We start from the raw sequence: 18,693 nt of genomic DNA, 5'->3' as shown, positions 1-18,693 counted from the left end.
GTCCGGGAAGCCGAGCGCATGTCGCCTGCCCCGACGCGTCTGGTCGTGCTGGCCGGCCCCACCGCCGTCGGCAAGGGGACCCTGGCGGCGTACGTGCGATCCCAGCACCCCCAGATCTGGGTCTCGGTCTCGGTGACCACGCGCCCGGCGCGGCCGGGTGAAACCGACGGTGTGCACTACCACTTCGTCTCCGACGCCGAGTTCGACCGGATGTGCGAGGCGGGCGAGCTGCTGGAATGGGCGGTGGTGCACGGACACGCCAAGTACGGCACCCCGAGAAGCGCCGTCGAGCGCGCCATGGCCACGGGCCGTCCGGCGTTGCTGGAGATCGACCTGCAGGGGGCTCGGCAGGTCAAGAACAAGATGCCCGACGCACTTTTCGTCTTCCTCGCTCCTCCCTCGTGGGAGGAGCTCGTGCATCGGTTGGACGGGCGCGGCACGGAGTCGTCGGCCGAACGGGAGCGACGACTGCAGACCGCCAGGCAGGAGCTGGCCGCAGTCGCGGAGTTCGACACGACCATCGTCAACGACGATGTCGCCCGGGCGGGCGAAGAACTCGTATCATTGCTCACGGACCCCTCAGATGACCCCACCAACCAAGGGACAGACACTTCGTGATTGGCACCATCGCTCACCCGGACGGCATCACCAACCCCCCCATCGACAGCCTGCTGGAGAAGGCGGACTCCAAGTACGCGTTGGTGATCTACGCCGCCAAGCGCGCGCGACAGATCAACGCGTACTATTCCCAGCTCAGCGAGGGACTGCTGGAGTACGTCGGGCCCTTGGTCGAGGCGGAGCAGACCGACAAGCCTCTCTCCATCGCGCTGCAGGAGGTCGACCAGCACAAGCTCGCCACCAGTCGTCCCGACGGGACCAGCTAGGCCCTCGGGAGTCACGGACACCTCAGGAGCCTGGCCGATGCAGGTGGTGCTGGGTGTGGGAGGCGGGATCGCGGCCTACAAGGCCTGTTCTCTGCTGCGCCGCATGGTGACCGAGGGGCACGACGTCCAGGTCGTGCCCACGCAGGCTGCGCTGCAGTTCGTCGGGGAGGCGACCTGGGCGGCCCTGTCCGGTCGTGCGGTGTCGTCGCGGGTCTGGGACGACGTCCACGAGGTTCCGCACGTACGGGTCGGCCAGCAGGCCGACCTCGTCATCGTCGCCCCCGCCACCGCCGACCTGCTGGCGCAGGCGGCCCACGGTCTGGCCGGGGACCTGCTGGGCAACGTGTTGCTGACCACCAGAGCTCCGGTGGTCTTGGCCCCGGCGATGCATACCGAGATGTGGCAGCACCCGGCCACGGTGGCGAACGTGCGCACCCTGCGGGGCCGAGGAGTGCACGTGCTCGAGCCGGGGGAGGGACGCTTGACCGGCGCCGACAGCGGGCCGGGCAGACTGGCTGAACCGGAGGACATCTACGCCGCGGCGCTGGAGGTGCTCGAGCAGCGAGTCCACACAGCCGACCCGGACGACAACGGCGACGAGGCCTCCTCGCGGGCGAAGGACCTGGCGGGGTGGCGGGTTCTGGTTACGGCGGGGGGCACACGTGAACCCCTCGATCCCGTGCGCTTCCTCGGGAACCGGTCCTCGGGCAAGCAGGGCGTCGCTCTGGCCTCGGCGGCCGCCCAGCGTGGCGCCGAGGTGACCCTCGTCGCGGCCGATGTCTCCGTCGACCTCCCGGATGGCATGCAGGTCAGACGGGTCGGGCCGGCGCGTGAGATGGAGCAGTCCGTGCACGAGCTCCTCGCGCGCGAGGAGTACGACGCCGTCGTGATGTCCGCGGCGGTGGCCGACTACCGGCCTGCGGAGGTCGCCGAGGCCAAGATGAAGAAGAGCCCACAGACCCAGGACGGCCTTCGGCTCGATCTCGTCCGCAACCCGGACATCCTGGCCGGTCTGGTGCGTCAGCGTGGCGAGGCGCCGGCCCCCATCCTGGTGGGTTTCGCGGCGGAGACCGGCGACGCGGAGGGCGACGTGCTGCATCACGCCCGGCAGAAGCTACAGCGCAAGGGCTGCGACATCCTCGTGGCCAACGACGTCGGCGCGGGCGGTGCCTTCGGGTCCGACCAGAGCACGGTGCACATCCTGCGTTCCGCGAGGGTGCCGCCGCGTACGGTGGGCCCCGCGAGCAAGACCGCGACCGCGCACGCGGTCTGGGACGCGGTGCTGGAGGCCGACGACGACCGGGCCCAGCGCCGGTAGACTCACCGCGGCCATGTGGCCATTGACGTCAGCAGCCGCTGCAGCCAAGGAGAACCTGTGCCCCGTCTGTTCACCTCCGAGTCCGTCACCGAGGGTCATCCCGACAAGATCTGCGACCAGATCAGCGACGGGATCCTCGACGAGATCCTGCGACAGGATCCTCAGTCTCGGGTCGCGGTCGAGACCATGGTCACCACGGGTCTGGTCCACGTCGCCGGGGAGGTCCGCACCAGCGGCTACGCCGAGATCCCCAAGATCGTCCGGGAGACCATCCTGGGCATCGGCTACGACAACTCGCACAAGGGCTTCGACGGGCGCACCTGCGGGGTCGAGGTCTCCATCGGTGAGCAGTCGGCGGACATCGCCGTCGGGGTGGACACCGCCGCTGAGCACCGCAGCGGGGGAACGCAGGATGCGCGCAGCAGCCAGGGGGCCGGAGACCAGGGCCTCATGTTCGGCTACGCCTGCGATGACACTCCCGAGATGATGCCGCTGCCGATCTTCGTGGCCCATCGCCTGGCCGAGCAGCTCTCGGCCGTGCGCAAGACCGCCGAGCTGGACTACCTCCGTCCGGACGGCAAGACCCAGGTGACCGTGGAGTACGCCGGGGACAACGCTGTGCGCCTCGACACGGTCGTGCTGTCCACCCAGCACGCCGAAGGCATCTCGCTGTCCGGTCAGCTCGACCCCGATATCCGCACGCGGGTGATCGTGCCCGTGCTCGAACAGTGTGAGGAGGCCGGGGTGACCTGGGACACCACCGACTACCGCGTGCTGATCAACCCGACCGGCACCTTCGTGGTCGGCGGCCCGATGGGCGACGCGGGGCTGACGGGTCGCAAGATCATCGTCGACACCTACGGCGGGATGGCTCGCCACGGGGGCGGCGCCTTCTCCGGCAAGGACCCCAGCAAGGTGGACCGGTCCGCGGCCTATGCCGTGCGGTGGGTGGCCAAGAACGTCGTCGCCGCCGGCCTGGCGCGCCGGTGTGAGATCCAGGTCGCCTACGCCATCGGCACCGCGAGCCCGGTGGGACTGTACGTCGAGACCTTCGGCACCGAGACGGTGCCGGTGGAGAAGATCGAGCGCGCCATCGACACCGTCTTCGACCTCCGCCCGATGGCCCTGATGGAGGAGCTGGACCTGCTGCGCCCGATCTACCAGGCGACCGCCGCCTACGGCCACTTCGGGCGGCGCAGCCCCCAGGGGCTCGAGCGGGGCTTCACCTGGGAGGAGACGAACCGCGTGGAGGCTCTGCAGTCGGCCCTGTGAGTGCAGGTGGCGCTGCCTGCACTGTCGGCGCCCTGCGGTAGAACACCGGGTATGACCGCTTCCAGCGGGGAGCAGCTGGCGTTGGTGCCCCCCACCCCGAGCCGCCAGCGGCCCGCAGGCGAGAACGCCGCACCAGAGGTCGCCGACCCGGTGGCGGACGTGGTGATCGACACCCCGTTGGCTCACCTGGACCGGGTGTTCGAGTACGCGGTGCCGGCCGCACTGGACGAGACCGCCGTCCCCGGAGTCCGGGTACGGGTGCGCTTCGCGGGGCGGGACCACGACGGCTTCCTGCTCGAACGTCGCGCGAACGCACAGCACGTCGGGACGTTGACGCCGTTGCGTCGTGTGGTCAGCCCCGAACCCGTGCTCACCCCGCACATCCACCGGGTCGCGCGCCGCGTCGCCGACCACTACGCCGGCACCCTCGCTGACGTGCTGCGCCTGGCCGTTCCCCCACGCCACGCTCGGGCCGAGCGCAGCACCCCCGAGGCTGCACCCGCATCGGAAGAGCCCGCACCGGAGCCGGAGCGCATCCACTCGCCGTGGCAGCCTTACCCCGCCGGGGAGGCTCTGCTGCGGCGCCTCGCTGACGGTGAGGGCCCCTGGGCCTCGGTGCTGGCTCTTCCCGGCTCCGCGCCCCGACCGCGCTGGGCCGCGGAGGTGGGCGCACTGGTGGCCGCAGCCTCGTCGGCCGGGCGCGGCAGCGTGGTCGTGGTGCCCGACCACCGCGACGTCGAGCGTCTCGGGGCCGCCCTCGACGCGCTGCTCGGGGTGGGCCGTCACGTGAAGCTGACCGCCGACCAGGGGCCAGAAGCGCGCTACCGCTCATGGCTGTCGGTGCTGCGGGGCCAGCAGCGGGTCGTGATCGGGACGCGAGCCGCTGCCTACGCGCCGGTGCACGAGCCGGGCCTCTTCGTGCTGTGGGACGACGGTGACGACCTCCATCGCGAACCCCGCTCTCCGTATCCGCACACCCGTGAGGTGCTGCGGCTCCGGGCCGAGGACGCGGGTGCGGGCCTGGTCGTCTCCGGCTATGTCCGCACCGCGGAGGTGGGGTGGTGGGTCCGCGGGGAGCGGATGCACAGTGTGCACGCTCCGGGAGACGTCGTCAGAGCAGCCGGCCCCCGCGTCGAGGTGGCGGGGGAAGGATACGAGCCGAGCCGGGATGCCGCGGCCCAGTCGGCGCGGCTGCCTTCGCTGGCCTGGCGCGCCGTCTCCGAGGGCCTGCAGCGGGGCCCGGTGCTGGTCCAGGTGCCTCGACGCGGGTACGTCATGGGGCTGAGCTGCTTGCAGTGCCGGACGCGAGTGCGCTGTCCGAGCTGCCACGGCCCCACCGAGGTAGCCGGGCACCAGCGTGGCGCGCGGTGCCGCTGGTGCGACACAGACGTGACGGCCGTGCCCTGCCCCGCGTGTGGCTCCACCCGACGACGTGCCGACAACGCCGGTGACGAACGCACGGCCTACGAGATCGGTCGCGCGTTCGCGCAGGTACCGGTGATGACCTCCCGCTCCGGACACGTGCTCGACACAGTGGACGCGCGCCCGGCGATCGTGGTCGCCACCCCCGGCGCCGAGCCCGCGGCCGCCGAGGGGTACGCGGCTGTGCTCCTCCTTGACGGCTGGGCCCTGCTCGGGCGTGCGGGTCTGGACGCTCCGGTGGAGTCCCTACGCCGGTGGTCCGCGGCGGCCGGCCTCGCGCGCCCGGCGGAGGACGGCGGTCGCGTCGTGCTGTGCGGGGTGCCGGCACACGCCGGTCTGCGGCCCATCGAGGCCCTCGTGCGCTGGGACCCGCAGTGGCTGGTGGACTCCGAGCTGCACGAGCGGGAAGAGATCGGCCTCCCGCCGGTCAGCCGGGCTGCGGTGATCACCGGTGACGCCGCTGCCGTGCGTGAGGTGGAGCGACACCTGCACGACCACGACCACCTCGACCCGGCGTTGGTCGGCGCCAGCGGGCCCGCTCCGGCCGGGGAGGACGGCCTGCGGCTGGTCCTGCGGACGCTGAGCGCCCACGGGGAGGCGGCAGCAGGCTCGCGTGAGCTACGGCGCCTGGTCCGCGGCGAGCGAGCCCATCGCAGTGCGACCAAAGCCCCTGGGCAGGTGTCCATGGTTGTGGATCCGGCCGACCTGGCCCCATGAGGGCTGTGCGTCACGTCTTTCACGTCGGTAACTTTTGGGTCAAGTGGGCGACTTCCCTTCCGCCAGCGCGAGAAGGCGGCATACTCTGACCGGACGACGGCAGGGTCTACCTCTCCCGCCCGTGGACCGTGGGAGGCCTGGTTGCCGGGCGTCGACCTCGAAACCGTCCATCCAGGAGGCACAGTGAAGATCAGGCGGACAACGATGGCCATCGTGGCGGCGGGTGCTCTTGCCCTCACGGCCTGCACGTCGGACTCCGGGGGTGACGGAGGGGGCTCCAACGATGACTCCGGGGGCGACGGCGGCTCCGGGTCGGGGTCCGGCGAAGAGGTCATCGAGAAGCCTGACCTGGGTGACATCCAGACCAAGGACGGTCAGGTCACCTACTCCGTCGGGGAGCAGGAGTGGGACAGCTACAACGAGCTCACCTCGGGCACCTACTCCACCTACAACTCGGTGATCAACGACCGCACACGCACCGGGTTCACGTACTTCGGGACCGACGGCACCATCGTGCGCGACGAGACCTTCGGAACCTTCGAACGGACCAGCGAGGACCCCCTCACCGTCGAGTACACGATCTCCGACGACGCGGTGTGGTCCGACGGTACGCCGGTCACCTCTAACGACTTCCTCTTCCTGTGGGCGGCCAGCAACCCGGAAACGCTCTTCGGCAGCGGCGACGATGCAGCACCCTTCGACTCGGTGGGTGACTCGCTCGGGGTCCAGGTCCCGGAGGGGCTCGACACCGAGGTGGACAGCAAGAAGTTCACGCTGGTCTACGAGAACCCGTATCCGGACTGGCAGATCATCTTCGAGCGCCCCTTGCCCTCTCATGTGGTCGCCGAGCAGGCGGGCATGGAGCCCTCCGAGATGGCTCAGAAGATCTTGGACAAGGACCCGCAGGGTCTGGACAAGGCGGCCGAGTTCTACAACTCGGGCTGGACCGCCACCGGAGGAAGCCTCCCGGACCCGGCACTGACGCCGTCGACCGGCCCCTACACATTCGACGGTGCAACCTGGAACAGCCCAGAGTCGCTCACTCTGGTGCCGAACGAGGAGTACTGGGGACCGCCCCCCGCCACCGCCAACCTGACGTTCCGGTTCACCGCGCCGGAAGCGATGGTGCAGGCGCTCCAGAACGGCGACATCAACGTCATCGAACCGCAGCCGGACGTGGACACCGTCGAAGCCATCGAGTCGATGGGCGACGGGTTCAAGCTGCTGACAGGCCCCACGCTGACGTGGGAGCACCTCGACTACAGCTTCCGCGACAGCAGCCCGTTCGCCGAAGCCAACGGTGGTCTCGCCGCTCGAGAGGCGTTCGCGATGTGCGTGCCCAGGGAGCAGATCGTCAGCAACCTCGTGCAGCCGGTGGATCCCGAGGCCGTGGTGATGAACGCCCGCGAGATCTTCCCCTTCCAGGACGGCTACAAGGACGTCGTCGATGCCGCCTACGAGGGACAGTACGACGAGGTGGACATCGAAGGAGCCACCCAGAAGTTGGAGGAGTCCGGGCTGGAGACCCCGGTCGACGTCAACATCGCTTACTCGGCACCCAACCAGCGGCGCACCAACATCGTCTCGGCCATCAAGGCCAGCTGTGACGAGGCCGGGTTCAACATCCAGGACAACGGCAGTGGTGACTTCTTCGACGCCGGTGGCCCGCTGGACGTCGGCGACTTCGACATCGCGCTCTTCGCGTGGGCCGGCTCGGGCCAGAAAGCCTCAGGGCGGGTCATCTACGAGACCGGCGGCGACCAGAACAAGGGCAGGTTCAGCAACGAGGAGGTCGACCAGGCATGGGAGACCCTGGCCTCGTCGAACGACTCCGAGGTGCTCAACGAGCAGCGCAAGAAGATCGAGCGGCTGCTGTGGGAGGAGCTGCACGGAATCCCGCTGTTCGCTCATCCGGGCGTCGTCGGCTACGACGCCACCCTCGACAACGTGTACTTCAACTCGACCCAGACCCAGGTGGCCTGGAACGCCGAGCAGTGGGTGCGTTCGGAGTGAGGTAGCCCGTCGTACAGCACCGCCTCTCGGGGGCCGAGTTCCTCTTACCCGGTATCCCCGAGAGGTGGGCTCGGCCCCGGCTCCACTTCGTCACCCAGCGCCGAGGTCGGTTACACCCTGATGAGAGCTGGTGTCGTGCAACGGCACCGGGGAGAAAGGCGGCGTAGTGCTCCAGTTCATCCTTCGTCGTATCGGTGTCTCCATCTTCATCCTGTGGCTGGCGTCAGTCCTGATGTACGTGCTCACCATCAACTCCGGGGACCCACTGCAGGACCTGCGCCAGACCAACTCGAGCAACCGCGAGCAGCTCATCGCGGCGCGCGTCGAGAACATGAACCTCGACGAGCCGTGGTACACGCGCTACGCGATCTGGCTCGGTGGAGCCAGCAAGTGCCTGATCTTGCAGTGTGACCTGGGCACAAACCGCACCGGGCAGAGCGTGAACGAGCTCGTGGCGGACGCCGCGGCGAGCAGCCTTCGCTTGGTCACCCTGGCCACGGTGCTGGCCATCGTGTTCGGCGTCACCGTGGGCATTCTCGCCGCGATCCGGCAGTACAGCGGTTTCGACTACGTGGTGACCTTCCTGGCGTTCCTGTTCTTCTCGCTCCCGGTCTTCTGGGCGGCGGTCCTGCTCAAGCAGTACGGCGCCATCGACTTCAACAACTGGATCGCCGACCCCGGGGTGTCGCTGGTCACCACCCTGCTCCTCGCTCTGCTCTTCGGGATGGTCTTCTCGGTCATCGCCGGGGGCGACACCCGGCGCCGGGTGCTCACCTTCGCTATCACCGCCGTGGTGCTCTTCGCGGTCGTGACCTACTTCGACGCCGTGGGCTGGTGGCGGCGCCCGGCACTGGGTCTGGGCCTGATCGTGCTGCTGTCGCTGGCCGCCCTCGCGGTCCTGCTCATGCTGACGGTGGGGCTGCGCAACCGCCGGGTCATCTACTGCGGCCTCGCCACCATCGGCGTCGGGATCGTGTCCTTCTTCGCCACTCGCTCGCTCATGGAGGACCCGAGCTGGACACTCATTCTCGTGCTCGCCGCAGTGGCAGCGGTGGTCGGCGCGGTGATCGGCGTCGCTTTCGGCGGCTACGAGCGGAGCACGGCTATCGTGATCTCGGTGGGGACCGCGCTCTCCTTCGGGTTCCTCGTCTTCCTCGACCAGCTGCTGCGCAACTGGGGGCTCTACCTCGAGGGCAACTCCCGCCCCATCTCGACCATCGGCTCCGGGTCCCCGTTGTTCTCCGGCAACTTCTACGAGGGGATCTGGAACTGGGCGACCCAGCTCATCCTGCCGACCATCGTGCTGACGTTGATCTCCCTGGCCCAGTACTCCCGCTATACCCGGTCCTCGATGCTGGAGACGACCCAGCAGGACTACATGCGCACCGCCCGATCCAAGGGCCTGTCCGACCGGGTGGTGAACACCAAGCACGCGCTGCGCAACGCTCTCATCCCGATCACCACCATCGTGGCCTTCGACTTCGCCTCGCTCATCGGCGGCGCGGTCATCACCGAGCGGGTCTTCGGCTGGAGCGGGATGGGCGCGTTGTTCCAAGAAGGGCTGAACACCGTGGACCCAGCCCCGGTGATGGCGTTCTTCCTGGTCACCGGGGCCGCAGCGATCCTGATGAACATGCTGGCCGACATCGCGTACGCCTCCCTCGACCCCCGGATCCGCAGGTAGGAGTCCCATGGCCGACACATCCTCCGGCTCCGCCGGCGACCGCCCTGAGCAGGACCGCCCCGACGCTCCCGGCTCCGGCCGTGAGGAGCTCTCGCCGGTCACCGGTCAGGCCGACCCCGAGGCGCCCCACGACGAGGCCGACGTCGAGTCGAAGTACTCGGTGGAGAAGCAGCTGGACTTCACCCAGAAGTCCTACTCGCAGAACCAGCTGGTCCTGCGCCGGTTCTTCCGGCACAAAGGCGCCATGATCGGCCTGGTGACCCTCCTGGGCGTCACCATCCTGGCCTACTCCTCGATCGGCACCGCCGCCTTCCCGGGGTGGTGGGACAAGTCCTACCGCAGCAGCGCCATGGTGGTCGACGGCGGACGGCCCACGTTGTCGCTCTTCCCCCCGACGTGGGGGGAGTACCCCTTCGGCCAGGAGACCACCGGCAAGGACTACTTCGCTCTGACGATGCGAGGGACCCAGCAGTCACTGCTGGTCGCCTTCAGCGTGGGGATCGGCAGCACGATCATCGGAGTGACCGTGGGCGCCCTGGCCGGCTTCTATCGCGGCCGCGTCGAGGCCGTGCTCATGCGCGCCACCGATCTGTTCATCGTCATCCCACTGCTGGTCCTGGCGGCCACGATGTCCAAGGGGCTCGGGGGCGGCATCTGGGGGATCTCGTTCGTGCTGAGCATCCTGGTGTGGACCGGCCTGGCCCGGCTCGTCCGCGGCGAGGTCCTGTCGTTGCGCGAGCGCGAGTTCGTCACTGCGGCCGAGGCCATCGGCACACCTTCGAGCCGGATCATCTTCAAGCACATCCTGCCGAACACGATCGGCACCATCATCGTCAGCGCCACGCTGACCATCGCGGTGGCGATCCTGCTGGAGACCGCGCTGAGCTTCCTCGGGTTCGGCATCCAGCCGCCGGACAGCTCTCTCGGCCAGCTCATCAGCACCTACCAGACCGCCTTCCAGACGCGCCCATGGCTGTTCTGGTGGCCCGGCATCATGATCCTGGCCATCGCCCTGTCGGTGAACTTCATCGGCGACGGTCTGCGCGACGCGTTCGACCCGCGGCAGAGCAGAAGCGAGGACTGATGGCAACGGCGATGAGCGAGTCCTCGGGACGAGAGGAGCGCAGCGGCGGCACGGACGACACGGCGGTGCTGAGCTTCGAGGAGGTCGACGTCCGGTTCAAGACCGAGTTCGGCTCGGTGCATGCCGTCAAGGGGGTGAGCCTCGACGTCAAGCCGGGTGAGGTCGTCGCCGTCGTCGGGGAGTCCGGCTCCGGCAAGTCGGTGACCTCGATGACCGCGATGCGGCTGTTGCCCGGCAACGCTCGCATCGAGGGGCACGTCACCGTGACCGGCACCTCGGTGGGCGAGATCGCCGAGCGCAAGATGCGCAAGATGCGCGGCAACAACATCGCCATGATCTTCCAGGAGCCGATGACCGCGCTGAACCCGGTGCTCACCATCGGCAGCCAGCTGACCGAGTCGATGGAGCTGCACGGGATCGCGGTGGGCAAGGACGCCGATAAGAGGGCGGTCGAGCTGCTGGAGATGGTCGGGATCCCCGAGCCGGAGCGCCGGGTCAAGCAGTATCCGCACGAGCTCTCCGGCGGCCAGCGCCAGCGCGTGGTCATCGCCATCGCGATCAGCTGTGACCCGAAGGTGATCATCGCCGACGAGCCCACCACTGCCCTGGACGTCACGGTGCAGGCGGACATTCTGGACCTGCTGCGGTCGCTGAAGGACAAGCTGGACACCGGCATCCTGCTCATCACCCACAACATGGGGGTCGTGGCCGACATGGCCGACCGCGTCGCGGTGATGTTCAAGGGCGAGCTGGTGGAGCAGGGCACGGCCCAGTCGGTGCTCACCGACCCCCAGCACGACTACACCAAGATGCTGCTGGGCTCGGTGCCACGGCTGGGCTCCGGGCGTGGTCAGATGGGCATCAGCGTCCGGGAGGAGCTGGACGAGAGCGCAGACCTGGCGATCGACCTGAAGAACCTGGTCATCGAGTACCAGCGTCTGGGCAAGTCCCCCTTCCGCGCTGTGGACGACGTCACCTTCAACGTCAGGCAAGGTGAGATCGTCGGCCTGGTCGGGGAGTCCGGGTCCGGGAAGTCCACCATCGGACGGTGTGCCCTGGGCCTGATCCCTGCCGCCTCCGGGGAGTTCAGGCTGCTCGGGGAGGACCTTCTGTCGTTGAAGAAGGCGGAGCTGAAGGCGCTGCGCAAGCGGATCGGCGTGATCTTCCAGGACCCCGCGGCCTCGCTCAACCCCCGGATGCCGATCGGCGAGTGCATCGCCGAGCCCCTCGTGGTGCACAAGGTCGGCGACAAGGCGAGCCAGACGAACAAGGTGTACGAGCTCTTGGACGCCGTGCAGCTGCCCCGCGAGGTGTACAACCGCTACCCGCACGAGGTCTCCGGCGGTCAGCGGCAGCGCATCAGCGTCGCCCGGGCGCTGACCTTGGACCCCGAGCTGTTGGTCGCCGACGAGCCGACCTCGGCGCTGGACGTCTCGGTGCAGGCACGGGTGCTGAAGATCTTCAGCGAGCTTCAGGCGGAGTACAAGTTCGCCTGCCTGTTCGTCAGCCACGACCTGTCCGTCATCGACCTGCTGGCGCACAAGGTGGTCGTGCTCCAGGACGGCAAGGTGGTCGAGCACGGCTCCCGCACCGAGGTACTGGGCGACCCGCAGAAGGAGTACACCAAGCGTCTCATCGCCGCCGCTCCGGTGCCCGACCCCCGCGAGCAGCGCAAGCGCCGCGAGGAGCGGCACGAGCTGTTGCGCTCCCTGGGTGACGACATCACCGAGCTCAAGATCGACGCCGACCAGTTCCACCGCGCGCACGCGATGTCCACCGACAACGACCGTGCCTGACCTCATGGGCTGCTGAGTCCGTGCGCGTCCTGTTCGCCGGGACCCCTGAGGTCGCCCTGCCCTCCCTGCACGCCCTCTTGGACTCCTCCCACGATGTCGTCGGTGTCCTCACCCGACCCGACGCCGCCGCGGGTCGGCGCCGGCGGCAGCGGGCCAGCCCGGTCGCCGAGCTCGCCCGCAGCCGTGGCCTACGGGTGCTCACCCCGACGTCCACGGCCGAGGAGGGGCTCCGTGAGGCCATCGAGACCCTGAGCCCGGACGCGGCCGCGGTCGTCGCCTACGGCGGCCTGCTGCGCCCAGCCCTCTTGCAGGTCCCCGTCCACGGTTGGGTGAACCTGCATTTCTCGCTGCTTCCCGCCTGGAGAGGGGCTGCCCCCGTGCAGCACGCGATCATGGCGGGTGACGAGATCACCGGGGCCACGACGTTCTGTATCGACGAAGGGCTGGACACCGGGCCTGTGCTGGGAAGCCTCACCGAGCGGGTCCGACCCGACGACACCGGCGGGTCACTGCTCGACCGCTTGGCCGAAGCCGGAGCGCCCCTCCTGGTGGACAGTCTCGAGGCGCTGGCCTCGGGGCAGGCGCAGCCCGAAGCGCAGTCGCCGGTCGGTGTGAGTCACGCCCCCAAGCTCACGCGCGACGATGCGGCCGTACGGTGGTCCCGCCCGGCCTTCGCAGTGGAGCGGCAGATCCGAGGATGCACCCCCGCGCCCGGCGCCTGGACCCAGTGGCGGGGCTCGCGGCTCAACCTGCACCCGTTGCGCTCCGCTGCCGCCTCGCCCGACCAGGCCGCGGCACCAGCAGACCTGCGTGTCGGTCAGCTACACGCTGCGAGGCAGCGGGTCTGGGTCGGGACAGCAAGCGAGCCCGTGCTCCTGGGTGCCGTCCAACCTCCGGGCAAACCCGTGATGCCAGCGGCGGACTGGGCCCGGGGCACCCGCCCCGAGCCCGGCGAGCGTTTCGAGGATGGCGCGTGAGCGATCGACCGCGCTCGCGCACCCGGCCCGCCGACCGCCAGCGCCGCAGCGACCCCGCCCGCACGGCCGCATACCTCACCCTGCGTGCGGTGGCCGACGGCGCCTACGCCAACCTCGAGCTGGGGGAGCAGCAGCGCCGGGCCCGGCTGTCGGGCCGCGACGCCGCGTTCTGCACCGAGCTGACCCACGGCACCCTGCGCATGCGCGGCCTCTACGACCCCATCCTGGCCGTGGCGGCGCGCCGGGAGGTGGCGAAGATCGACGAGCCGGTGCTCGACGTGCTCCGTCTCGGGGTACACCAGCTGCTCGCGATGCGTGTGCCCGACCACGCCGCGGTGAGCGCGACCGTGGCGGTGGCCCGGCAGGAGATCTCCCAGGGGTCCGGCGGCTTCGTCAACGCCGTTCTGCGGCGGGTGAGCGAGCGGGACCGTGCCGCGTGGGTGGCCGAGGTCACCACCGGTCTGGACGAGGCGGTCGACATCCTGGCGCGTGAGCACTCGCACCCGGTGTGGGTGGTCCGTGCGCTGCGAGCGGCGCTGCTGACCCAGGGGGAGAGCACCCCAGCCGAGCTCGAAAGCGAGCTGTCCGCGTTGCTGGCCGCCAACAACGACCCTGGCCCCCTCACCGTGGCGGCCCGCCCGGGTCTGCAGGCCGAGGGTGACCTGACGGCGGCGGGCGCCACCCCGTCGAACGCTGCGCCGACTGCGTGGACCTGGTCGCGAGGCAACCCGGCCGACCTCGCCCCGGTGCGGGACGGCCGGGCCGCCGTGCAGGACGCCGGCAGCCAGCTCGTCGCCGCGGTGCTGCTCGAGGCCGAGGTGGAAGGGGTGGACACCGGCCAGTGGCTCGATCTGTGCGCCGGGCCCGGCGGCAAGACCGGTCTGCTGGCCGCAGCCGCGCTCGCGCGCGGTGCCCGGTTGAGCGCCCACGAGGTGGCCCCGCATCGCGCCGAGCTGGTGCGCAAGACCCTCGAGGCCGCTCGCCTCGCCGGTGCTCAGGTCGAGGTGACCACCGGGGACGGCACCACCGTGGGGCGTGAGCACCCGGATCGCTTCGACCGGGTGCTGGTGGACGCCCCGTGCACCGGCCTGGGCGCGCTGCGGCGCCGCCCGGAGGCGCGCTGGCGTCGTCAGCCCGGTGACCTCGTCGAGCTGGCTCCACTGCAACGCGGTCTGCTCGCCTCGGCGCTCCAGGCCACCCGGCCCGGCGGTGTCGTGGTCTACGCCACCTGCTCCCCGCACATCGCCGAGACCGCCCTGGTCGTGCAGGACGCCATGATGCGGTCCGGTTCGGTGACCCAGCTGGATGCCCGGCCTCTGGTCCGCCATCGCGACGGCAGCGCGTACGAGGGCCTGGGTCCTGGGCCCGGAGCCCAGCTGTTCACGCACCGGCATGGCACCGACGCCATGTTCGTGTGCCTGCTGCGTCGCACCTGACCCGATGAGCGGCGCCGGAGCCGACTAGGCTTCTCCTCATGGCGATGCAGATCAGCCCCAGCATCCTGGCCGCCGACTTCGCGAACCTCGAGCGCGAGATCGGTCGCATCTCGAGCGCCGACTGGGCGCATGTCGACGTCATGGACGGGCACTTCGTGCCCAACCTCACCCTCGGCCTGCCGGTGGTGCAGGCGCTGGCCGAGGTGAGCCCGGTCCCGTTGGACGTGCACCTGATGATCGAGGACCCTGACCGGTGGGCGGCCCAGTACGCGGACGCGGGAGCCCGATCGGTGACCTTCCACGTGGAGGCGGCGGCCGACGTCGTGGCCACGGCCCGCTCGATCCGGGAGGCAGGTGCGCGCGCGGCCATCGCGCTGAAGCCCGACACGTCGTTCGCGGGATACGCGGACATGCTCGCCGAGGTGGACATGGTGCTCGTGATGACCGTAGAGCCCGGGTTCGGTGGCCAGTCCTTCATGGCCGACCAGATGGACAAGGTCACGCAGGTGCGCGAGGCCGTGGACCGTGCCGGAGTGCCGGTATGGATCCAGGTGGACGGGGGCGTCTCTGCGGACACCATCGAGACGTGCGCCCAGGCCGGAGCAGACGTCTTCGTCGCCGGGTCGGCGGTGTACGGCCAACAGGACCCCGCGGCCGCCGTCGAGCGCCTGCGCTCGCAGGCGCAAGCCTCGGGCGGGGGCGCGCCCGCCCGGTGATGGGTACCTCCCCGCCCCGCGACCGTGGCCGGGCCTACGCGGTCTTCCGGCCACGCCGCGGAGCCTGGGTCGCCTGGGTATGCGCGCTGGCGAGCGTGCTGGTGTTCGGTGGTCTCGCGATCCTCAGCCCCACTTCCGGCGACGTCGGGTGGGCAGCGCCCGACCGCCTCATGACGGCTGCTCTGGGAGTGGGCATCGCCGTGCTGCTGGTGAAGTTCGCGACTCTGCGGGCAGTTCCGAGCGCCGAAGGTCTTCGGGTGGTCAACCTGGTAGGCCGGCACGACCTCAGCTGGGCCTCGATCGTGACGGTGGGCTTCCACGACGGTGGCCCCTGGGCGGTCGTCGAGCTGGCAGACACCGAGCAGGTGGCGGTGATGGCCATCCAGCGTGCTGACGGGGCGCGGGCGCGGCGGGAAGCCTCACGCCTGGCCGCCCTGGTCTCGCACCACTCCTCGACGGCCGGCCCGAGCCCGTCGTGACCGCCCGGGTGCACGCCGCCGGGATGACCTAGGAGCCCGACTCCGAGCGAGGTCCGGGGTCCAGGTCGGCCTTCGTCGGCGGCACGCGGCGGGTGGCCTCCTCGACGGACAGGCCGGTCAGGCGCAGCAGATCCACCACCGTCGAGCGCACCTGTGCTCGCATCACCTCGGCGGACAGGCCGGCGTCGCGCACCGACCAGGTCGAACGCCGGGCGAGGTTGACCAGGTCCTCGCGAGCCTCGGCCGCGGTGCGTCCCTCACCCAGCTCGTCGGCGATGTGCTGGGCCGCCAAGGCGAGCTCGTACAGCATCTCCACGTAGGTCTCCGGCACGACCTCGCCTTCGGACAGGGCGACCTCGGCCCGCCGGATCAGGACCCGCACGTTGCGGATCGCCAGGTCCAGGGGGAAAAGCAGGCTGTCGACCACCTGCACGGCCGGCCGGTGCCGCCGGCGGAACGGCGCCACCCGGGCCACCGCCAGGCCCTCGGCGGCGATCTCCTGCAGGTCCTCCATCTCCGGTTGGAGGTCTCGCGCATCCTCCAGTGCCCCGCTGACCAGGTCGAGGTCCTTCTCGCGCAGTCCCAGCGCACAGCGGCCGAGCGCGGCCGCCAGGTGGCCCACCACGCTGGAGGCTTCCTCCTGGGGACGGCGCATGGGAGTCGCCGCGGGGAGGGCCACGGTGATGAACAACGCGACCAACCCACCGACCAGCGCATCGATCCAGCGGTCGAACGCCTGCTCCTCGTTGGTGACCAAGGTGGCCACGATGACCCCCTGGGTGCCCGCCTGCAGCATCAGCAGCTGACCAGCCCCGGCGAGCACCGCCAACGACATCGCCACGAAGCACACCGCGGCCACCTGCCATACGCCCACGCCGAAGAACGCCACGAAGGCGTCACCCACCGAGACCCCGATGGCGACGCCGACGGTGAGCTCGACCACCCGGCGCACCCGGTTGCCGTAGGTCAGACCGAGACAGATCATGGCCGTCACGGGAGCGAAGAACGGAAGACGATGATCCAGCAGGTCGCTGGCGATGAACCAGGCCAGGGCAGCCCCGACGGAAGCCTGGAGAATGGGCGGGAGGCGGTCGCGCAGCCTCTTGCCGCGGCGCCGCCATGCCTGGGCTCCGAGCCGCGCCCGCACCGAGGCATCCGCGCCACGGCTTCCGGTGGTGTCAGTCACGGCACCCTTCCCGATCGAGGCGAGTGTCGAGGACCATGTCGAACGGCGCCGGGGGATGGGGGTAGCCGTCGGGCCCGAACAGGGCGTCCTCGGCTCGCGCCCAGGCCTGCCCCTGAGCGGCGAAGTCACCCTGTCCGGTGCGAGCGCAGGCTCGCTCGTGCCTGACCTCGGCCGGCGCCTGCACCCACACCGTCAAGGTGAAAGCCTCACGCCTCCGGTGCCAGGTAGAGCCGACGCCCTCGATGACGATGACCTCGGCGTCCGTCACCTCGACCGTGTCGGTGAGGGCGCCGACGTGCCAGTCGAAACGTCGGTATGCGGCGCGACCGCCCGCGCTGAGCGGATCGATGACCCGTGAGCACAGCGTCGACGGCGCCTGGGGGAGCCCGGCCCATCCTTCGTACAGGTCGTCCATGACCACCAGGGTTCGGCTCAGCCCCACCTCGTCCAGCGCCTGGCATACCCGCCGGGCGAGCCGAGACTTGCCGGACCCGCTACGACCGTCGATGCCCAGCAGCCGTGGCGACGGCGTGGGCGCCCCCGACAACGCGCGGACGATGTCGCGCGCCGTCTCCGCCGAGGTCTCACATGCCAAGTGGAGTCGCCGCCAGGGCTTCCGTATCAGCGGTGTCACCGGATATCTCCACCGAGGCGTGGGCACGTCTGCCCGAGGCGTACACCATGAGCTCCACCGGCTCGCCGGTCAGGACCACGCTCCCGTGACCCGGCCGGGGCCGACGCAGCGCCGCCCGCCCCCGGCCGGGAGCGACGACGACCACGCCCACCGGGGCCTGACGGAAGAGCAGGCGGCCCAGGCGGCGCAGTGTCGTGAACATCGCCCGATGCGTTACTTCCTCGAAAGCAGGACCGTGCCGGCTCGGTGTGGCTCGCACGATGTCCACGTGGTGCAGCACGAACTCCACCGTGTTCGCCGCATCGTCGACCCGCGCGATGGACAAGGGCGACAGCCGTGGCGGGCCGTTACGCACCCGGGCCACGAGGTCGTCGAACTCCATGGCCGCATACTCGGCCTGGACCCGGTCGGCATACCCGCGCCCGGCCGGCACCAACCCGGCCGCCGTGACGTCCGGGCGCCCCTCACGCACGACCAGGTGGACGAGCAGGTCCCGGACGGACCAGTCACCGCACAGCGTGGGAGCGTCGGCGCCGGCGCGCACGGCCGACTCACACAACGCACGACGATGCTCCTGGGCGAGGTTCATGGGTCCATCCAAACACTCGGCGGGTCACTTTCCACGCCGGTGTCCGAAGCGGGAGGTCTCGTTCGACCAAGGGTGTCACTATCAGATGAGGACGGGCCCAGGGCCCACGAAGGAGTCAGCCATGAAGTACATGCTTCTGCTTACCGACGACCCCCAACAGGGAGCACAGCCGGGGACGCACGCTCACGACGAGGAGATGCAGGCGTGGTTCGCCTACACCGACGCGCTGGTCAAGGCGGGCGCGATGGTCGGCGGTGAGGCCCTGCACGGCCCCGAGACCGCGACCACGGTCACCGTGCGAGACGGCGGCCGGGTGGTGACCGACGGCCCGTTCATCGAGTCCAAGGAGGTGCTCGGTGGGTACTACATCATTGACGTGCCCGACCTGGACACGGCGATCGACTGGGCGGCGCGCACCCCCAACGTCCGTACCGGGTCGGTCGAGATCCGTCCGGTGATGGACCTGGGAGACAGCTGAGCCGCGGC

Annotated in this window: 17 protein-coding genes; 14 read left to right on the top strand and 3 right to left on the bottom strand. The window is 70.1% G+C overall.

Going from position 1 to position 18,693, the window contains the following annotated elements:
• Positions 1–18 precede the first annotated feature (18 nt).
• The 13 genes from gmk (at position 19) to VJ976_RS05705 (ending at position 15,798) form a co-directional block, all read left to right on the top strand.
• Positions 19–618, top strand: coding sequence for a guanylate kinase (gene gmk, locus VJ976_RS05765; protein WP_324099157.1), 600 nt, complete (start codon positions 19–21; stop codon positions 616–618).
• Positions 615–884, top strand: a complete 270-nt coding sequence (gene rpoZ / locus VJ976_RS05760) for a DNA-directed RNA polymerase subunit omega (RefSeq protein ID WP_324099156.1) — start codon at positions 615–617, stop codon at positions 882–884. The genes gmk and rpoZ overlap by 4 nt, the downstream gene beginning before the upstream one ends.
• Positions 885–921: 37 nt before the next feature.
• Entirely contained in the window at positions 922–2,202 is a 1,281-nt protein-coding gene (coaBC, locus tag VJ976_RS05755; RefSeq protein WP_324099155.1) for a bifunctional phosphopantothenoylcysteine decarboxylase/phosphopantothenate--cysteine ligase CoaBC, read from the top strand.
• Between the two features lie 57 nt (positions 2,203–2,259).
• Entirely contained in the window at positions 2,260–3,474 is a 1,215-nt protein-coding gene (gene metK, locus VJ976_RS05750) for a methionine adenosyltransferase (RefSeq protein ID WP_324099154.1), read from the top strand.
• A gap of 51 nt (positions 3,475–3,525) precedes the next feature.
• Complete coding sequence (locus VJ976_RS05745) at positions 3,526–5,613, top strand: primosomal protein N' (RefSeq protein WP_324099153.1); 2,088 nt, start codon at positions 3,526–3,528, stop codon at positions 5,611–5,613.
• A gap of 204 nt (positions 5,614–5,817) precedes the next feature.
• Complete coding sequence (locus VJ976_RS05740) at positions 5,818–7,626, top strand: ABC transporter substrate-binding protein (protein ID WP_324099152.1); 1,809 nt, start codon at positions 5,818–5,820, stop codon at positions 7,624–7,626.
• A 166-nt stretch (positions 7,627–7,792) separates the two neighbouring features.
• Positions 7,793–9,310 (top strand): ABC transporter permease, encoded by a 1,518-nt coding sequence (locus tag VJ976_RS05735; RefSeq protein ID WP_324099151.1) that lies wholly within the window; start codon positions 7,793–7,795, stop codon positions 9,308–9,310.
• A gap of 7 nt (positions 9,311–9,317) precedes the next feature.
• The gene (locus VJ976_RS05730; RefSeq protein ID WP_324099150.1) at positions 9,318–10,394 is read left to right on the top strand and encodes an ABC transporter permease; all 1,077 of its coding nucleotides are present in this window, start codon (positions 9,318–9,320) and stop codon (positions 10,392–10,394) included.
• Entirely contained in the window at positions 10,394–12,190 is a 1,797-nt protein-coding gene (locus VJ976_RS05725; RefSeq protein ID WP_414693571.1) for an ABC transporter ATP-binding protein, read from the top strand. The genes VJ976_RS05730 and VJ976_RS05725 overlap by 1 nt, the downstream gene beginning before the upstream one ends.
• 20 nt (positions 12,191–12,210) lie before the next feature.
• Positions 12,211–13,167, top strand: coding sequence for a methionyl-tRNA formyltransferase (gene fmt / locus VJ976_RS05720; protein WP_324099149.1), 957 nt, complete (start codon positions 12,211–12,213; stop codon positions 13,165–13,167).
• Complete coding sequence (locus tag VJ976_RS05715; RefSeq protein ID WP_324099148.1) at positions 13,164–14,603, top strand: RsmB/NOP family class I SAM-dependent RNA methyltransferase; 1,440 nt, start codon at positions 13,164–13,166, stop codon at positions 14,601–14,603. The genes fmt and VJ976_RS05715 overlap by 4 nt, the downstream gene beginning before the upstream one ends.
• A gap of 44 nt (positions 14,604–14,647) precedes the next feature.
• On the top strand, positions 14,648–15,319 hold the full coding sequence (gene rpe, locus VJ976_RS05710; protein ID WP_324099184.1) for a ribulose-phosphate 3-epimerase: 672 nt from the start codon (positions 14,648–14,650) through the stop codon (positions 15,317–15,319).
• On the top strand, positions 15,319–15,798 hold the full coding sequence (locus tag VJ976_RS05705; protein WP_324099147.1) for a PH domain-containing protein: 480 nt from the start codon (positions 15,319–15,321) through the stop codon (positions 15,796–15,798). The genes rpe and VJ976_RS05705 overlap by 1 nt, the downstream gene beginning before the upstream one ends.
• Positions 15,799–15,826: 28 nt before the next feature.
• Here VJ976_RS05705 and VJ976_RS05700 read toward each other — a convergent pair whose 3' ends face one another.
• Genes VJ976_RS05700 through VJ976_RS05690 form a run of 3 tightly spaced genes read right to left on the bottom strand, consistent with a single transcriptional unit; the run spans position 15,827 to position 18,207 of the window.
• Positions 15,827–16,984, bottom strand: a complete 1,158-nt coding sequence (locus tag VJ976_RS05700) for an FUSC family protein (RefSeq protein ID WP_324099146.1) — start codon at positions 16,982–16,984, stop codon at positions 15,827–15,829.
• On the bottom strand, positions 16,977–17,579 hold the full coding sequence (locus VJ976_RS05695) for a hypothetical protein (protein ID WP_324099145.1): 603 nt from the start codon (positions 17,577–17,579) through the stop codon (positions 16,977–16,979). Before VJ976_RS05695 ends, VJ976_RS05700 begins: the two co-directional genes overlap by 8 nt.
• The gene (locus VJ976_RS05690; RefSeq protein ID WP_324099144.1) at positions 17,569–18,207 is read right to left on the bottom strand and encodes a TIGR03085 family metal-binding protein; all 639 of its coding nucleotides are present in this window, start codon (positions 18,205–18,207) and stop codon (positions 17,569–17,571) included. The genes VJ976_RS05695 and VJ976_RS05690 overlap by 11 nt, the downstream gene beginning before the upstream one ends.
• 121 nt (positions 18,208–18,328) lie before the next feature.
• On the opposite strand from VJ976_RS05690, the gene VJ976_RS05685 reads away from it, so the two are divergent.
• Positions 18,329–18,685 (top strand): YciI family protein, encoded by a 357-nt coding sequence (locus tag VJ976_RS05685; RefSeq protein ID WP_324099143.1) that lies wholly within the window; start codon positions 18,329–18,331, stop codon positions 18,683–18,685.
• Positions 18,686–18,693 lie beyond the last annotated feature (8 nt).

It is taken from the genome of Ornithinimicrobium sp., assembly GCF_035267225.1.
In the GTDB taxonomy this organism is placed as follows: Bacteria; Actinomycetota; Actinomycetes; order Actinomycetales; family Dermatophilaceae; genus Ornithinicoccus.
Note: the sequence above shows the minus strand (reverse complement) of the source record. Positions and strands in the feature narration are given on the sequence as shown.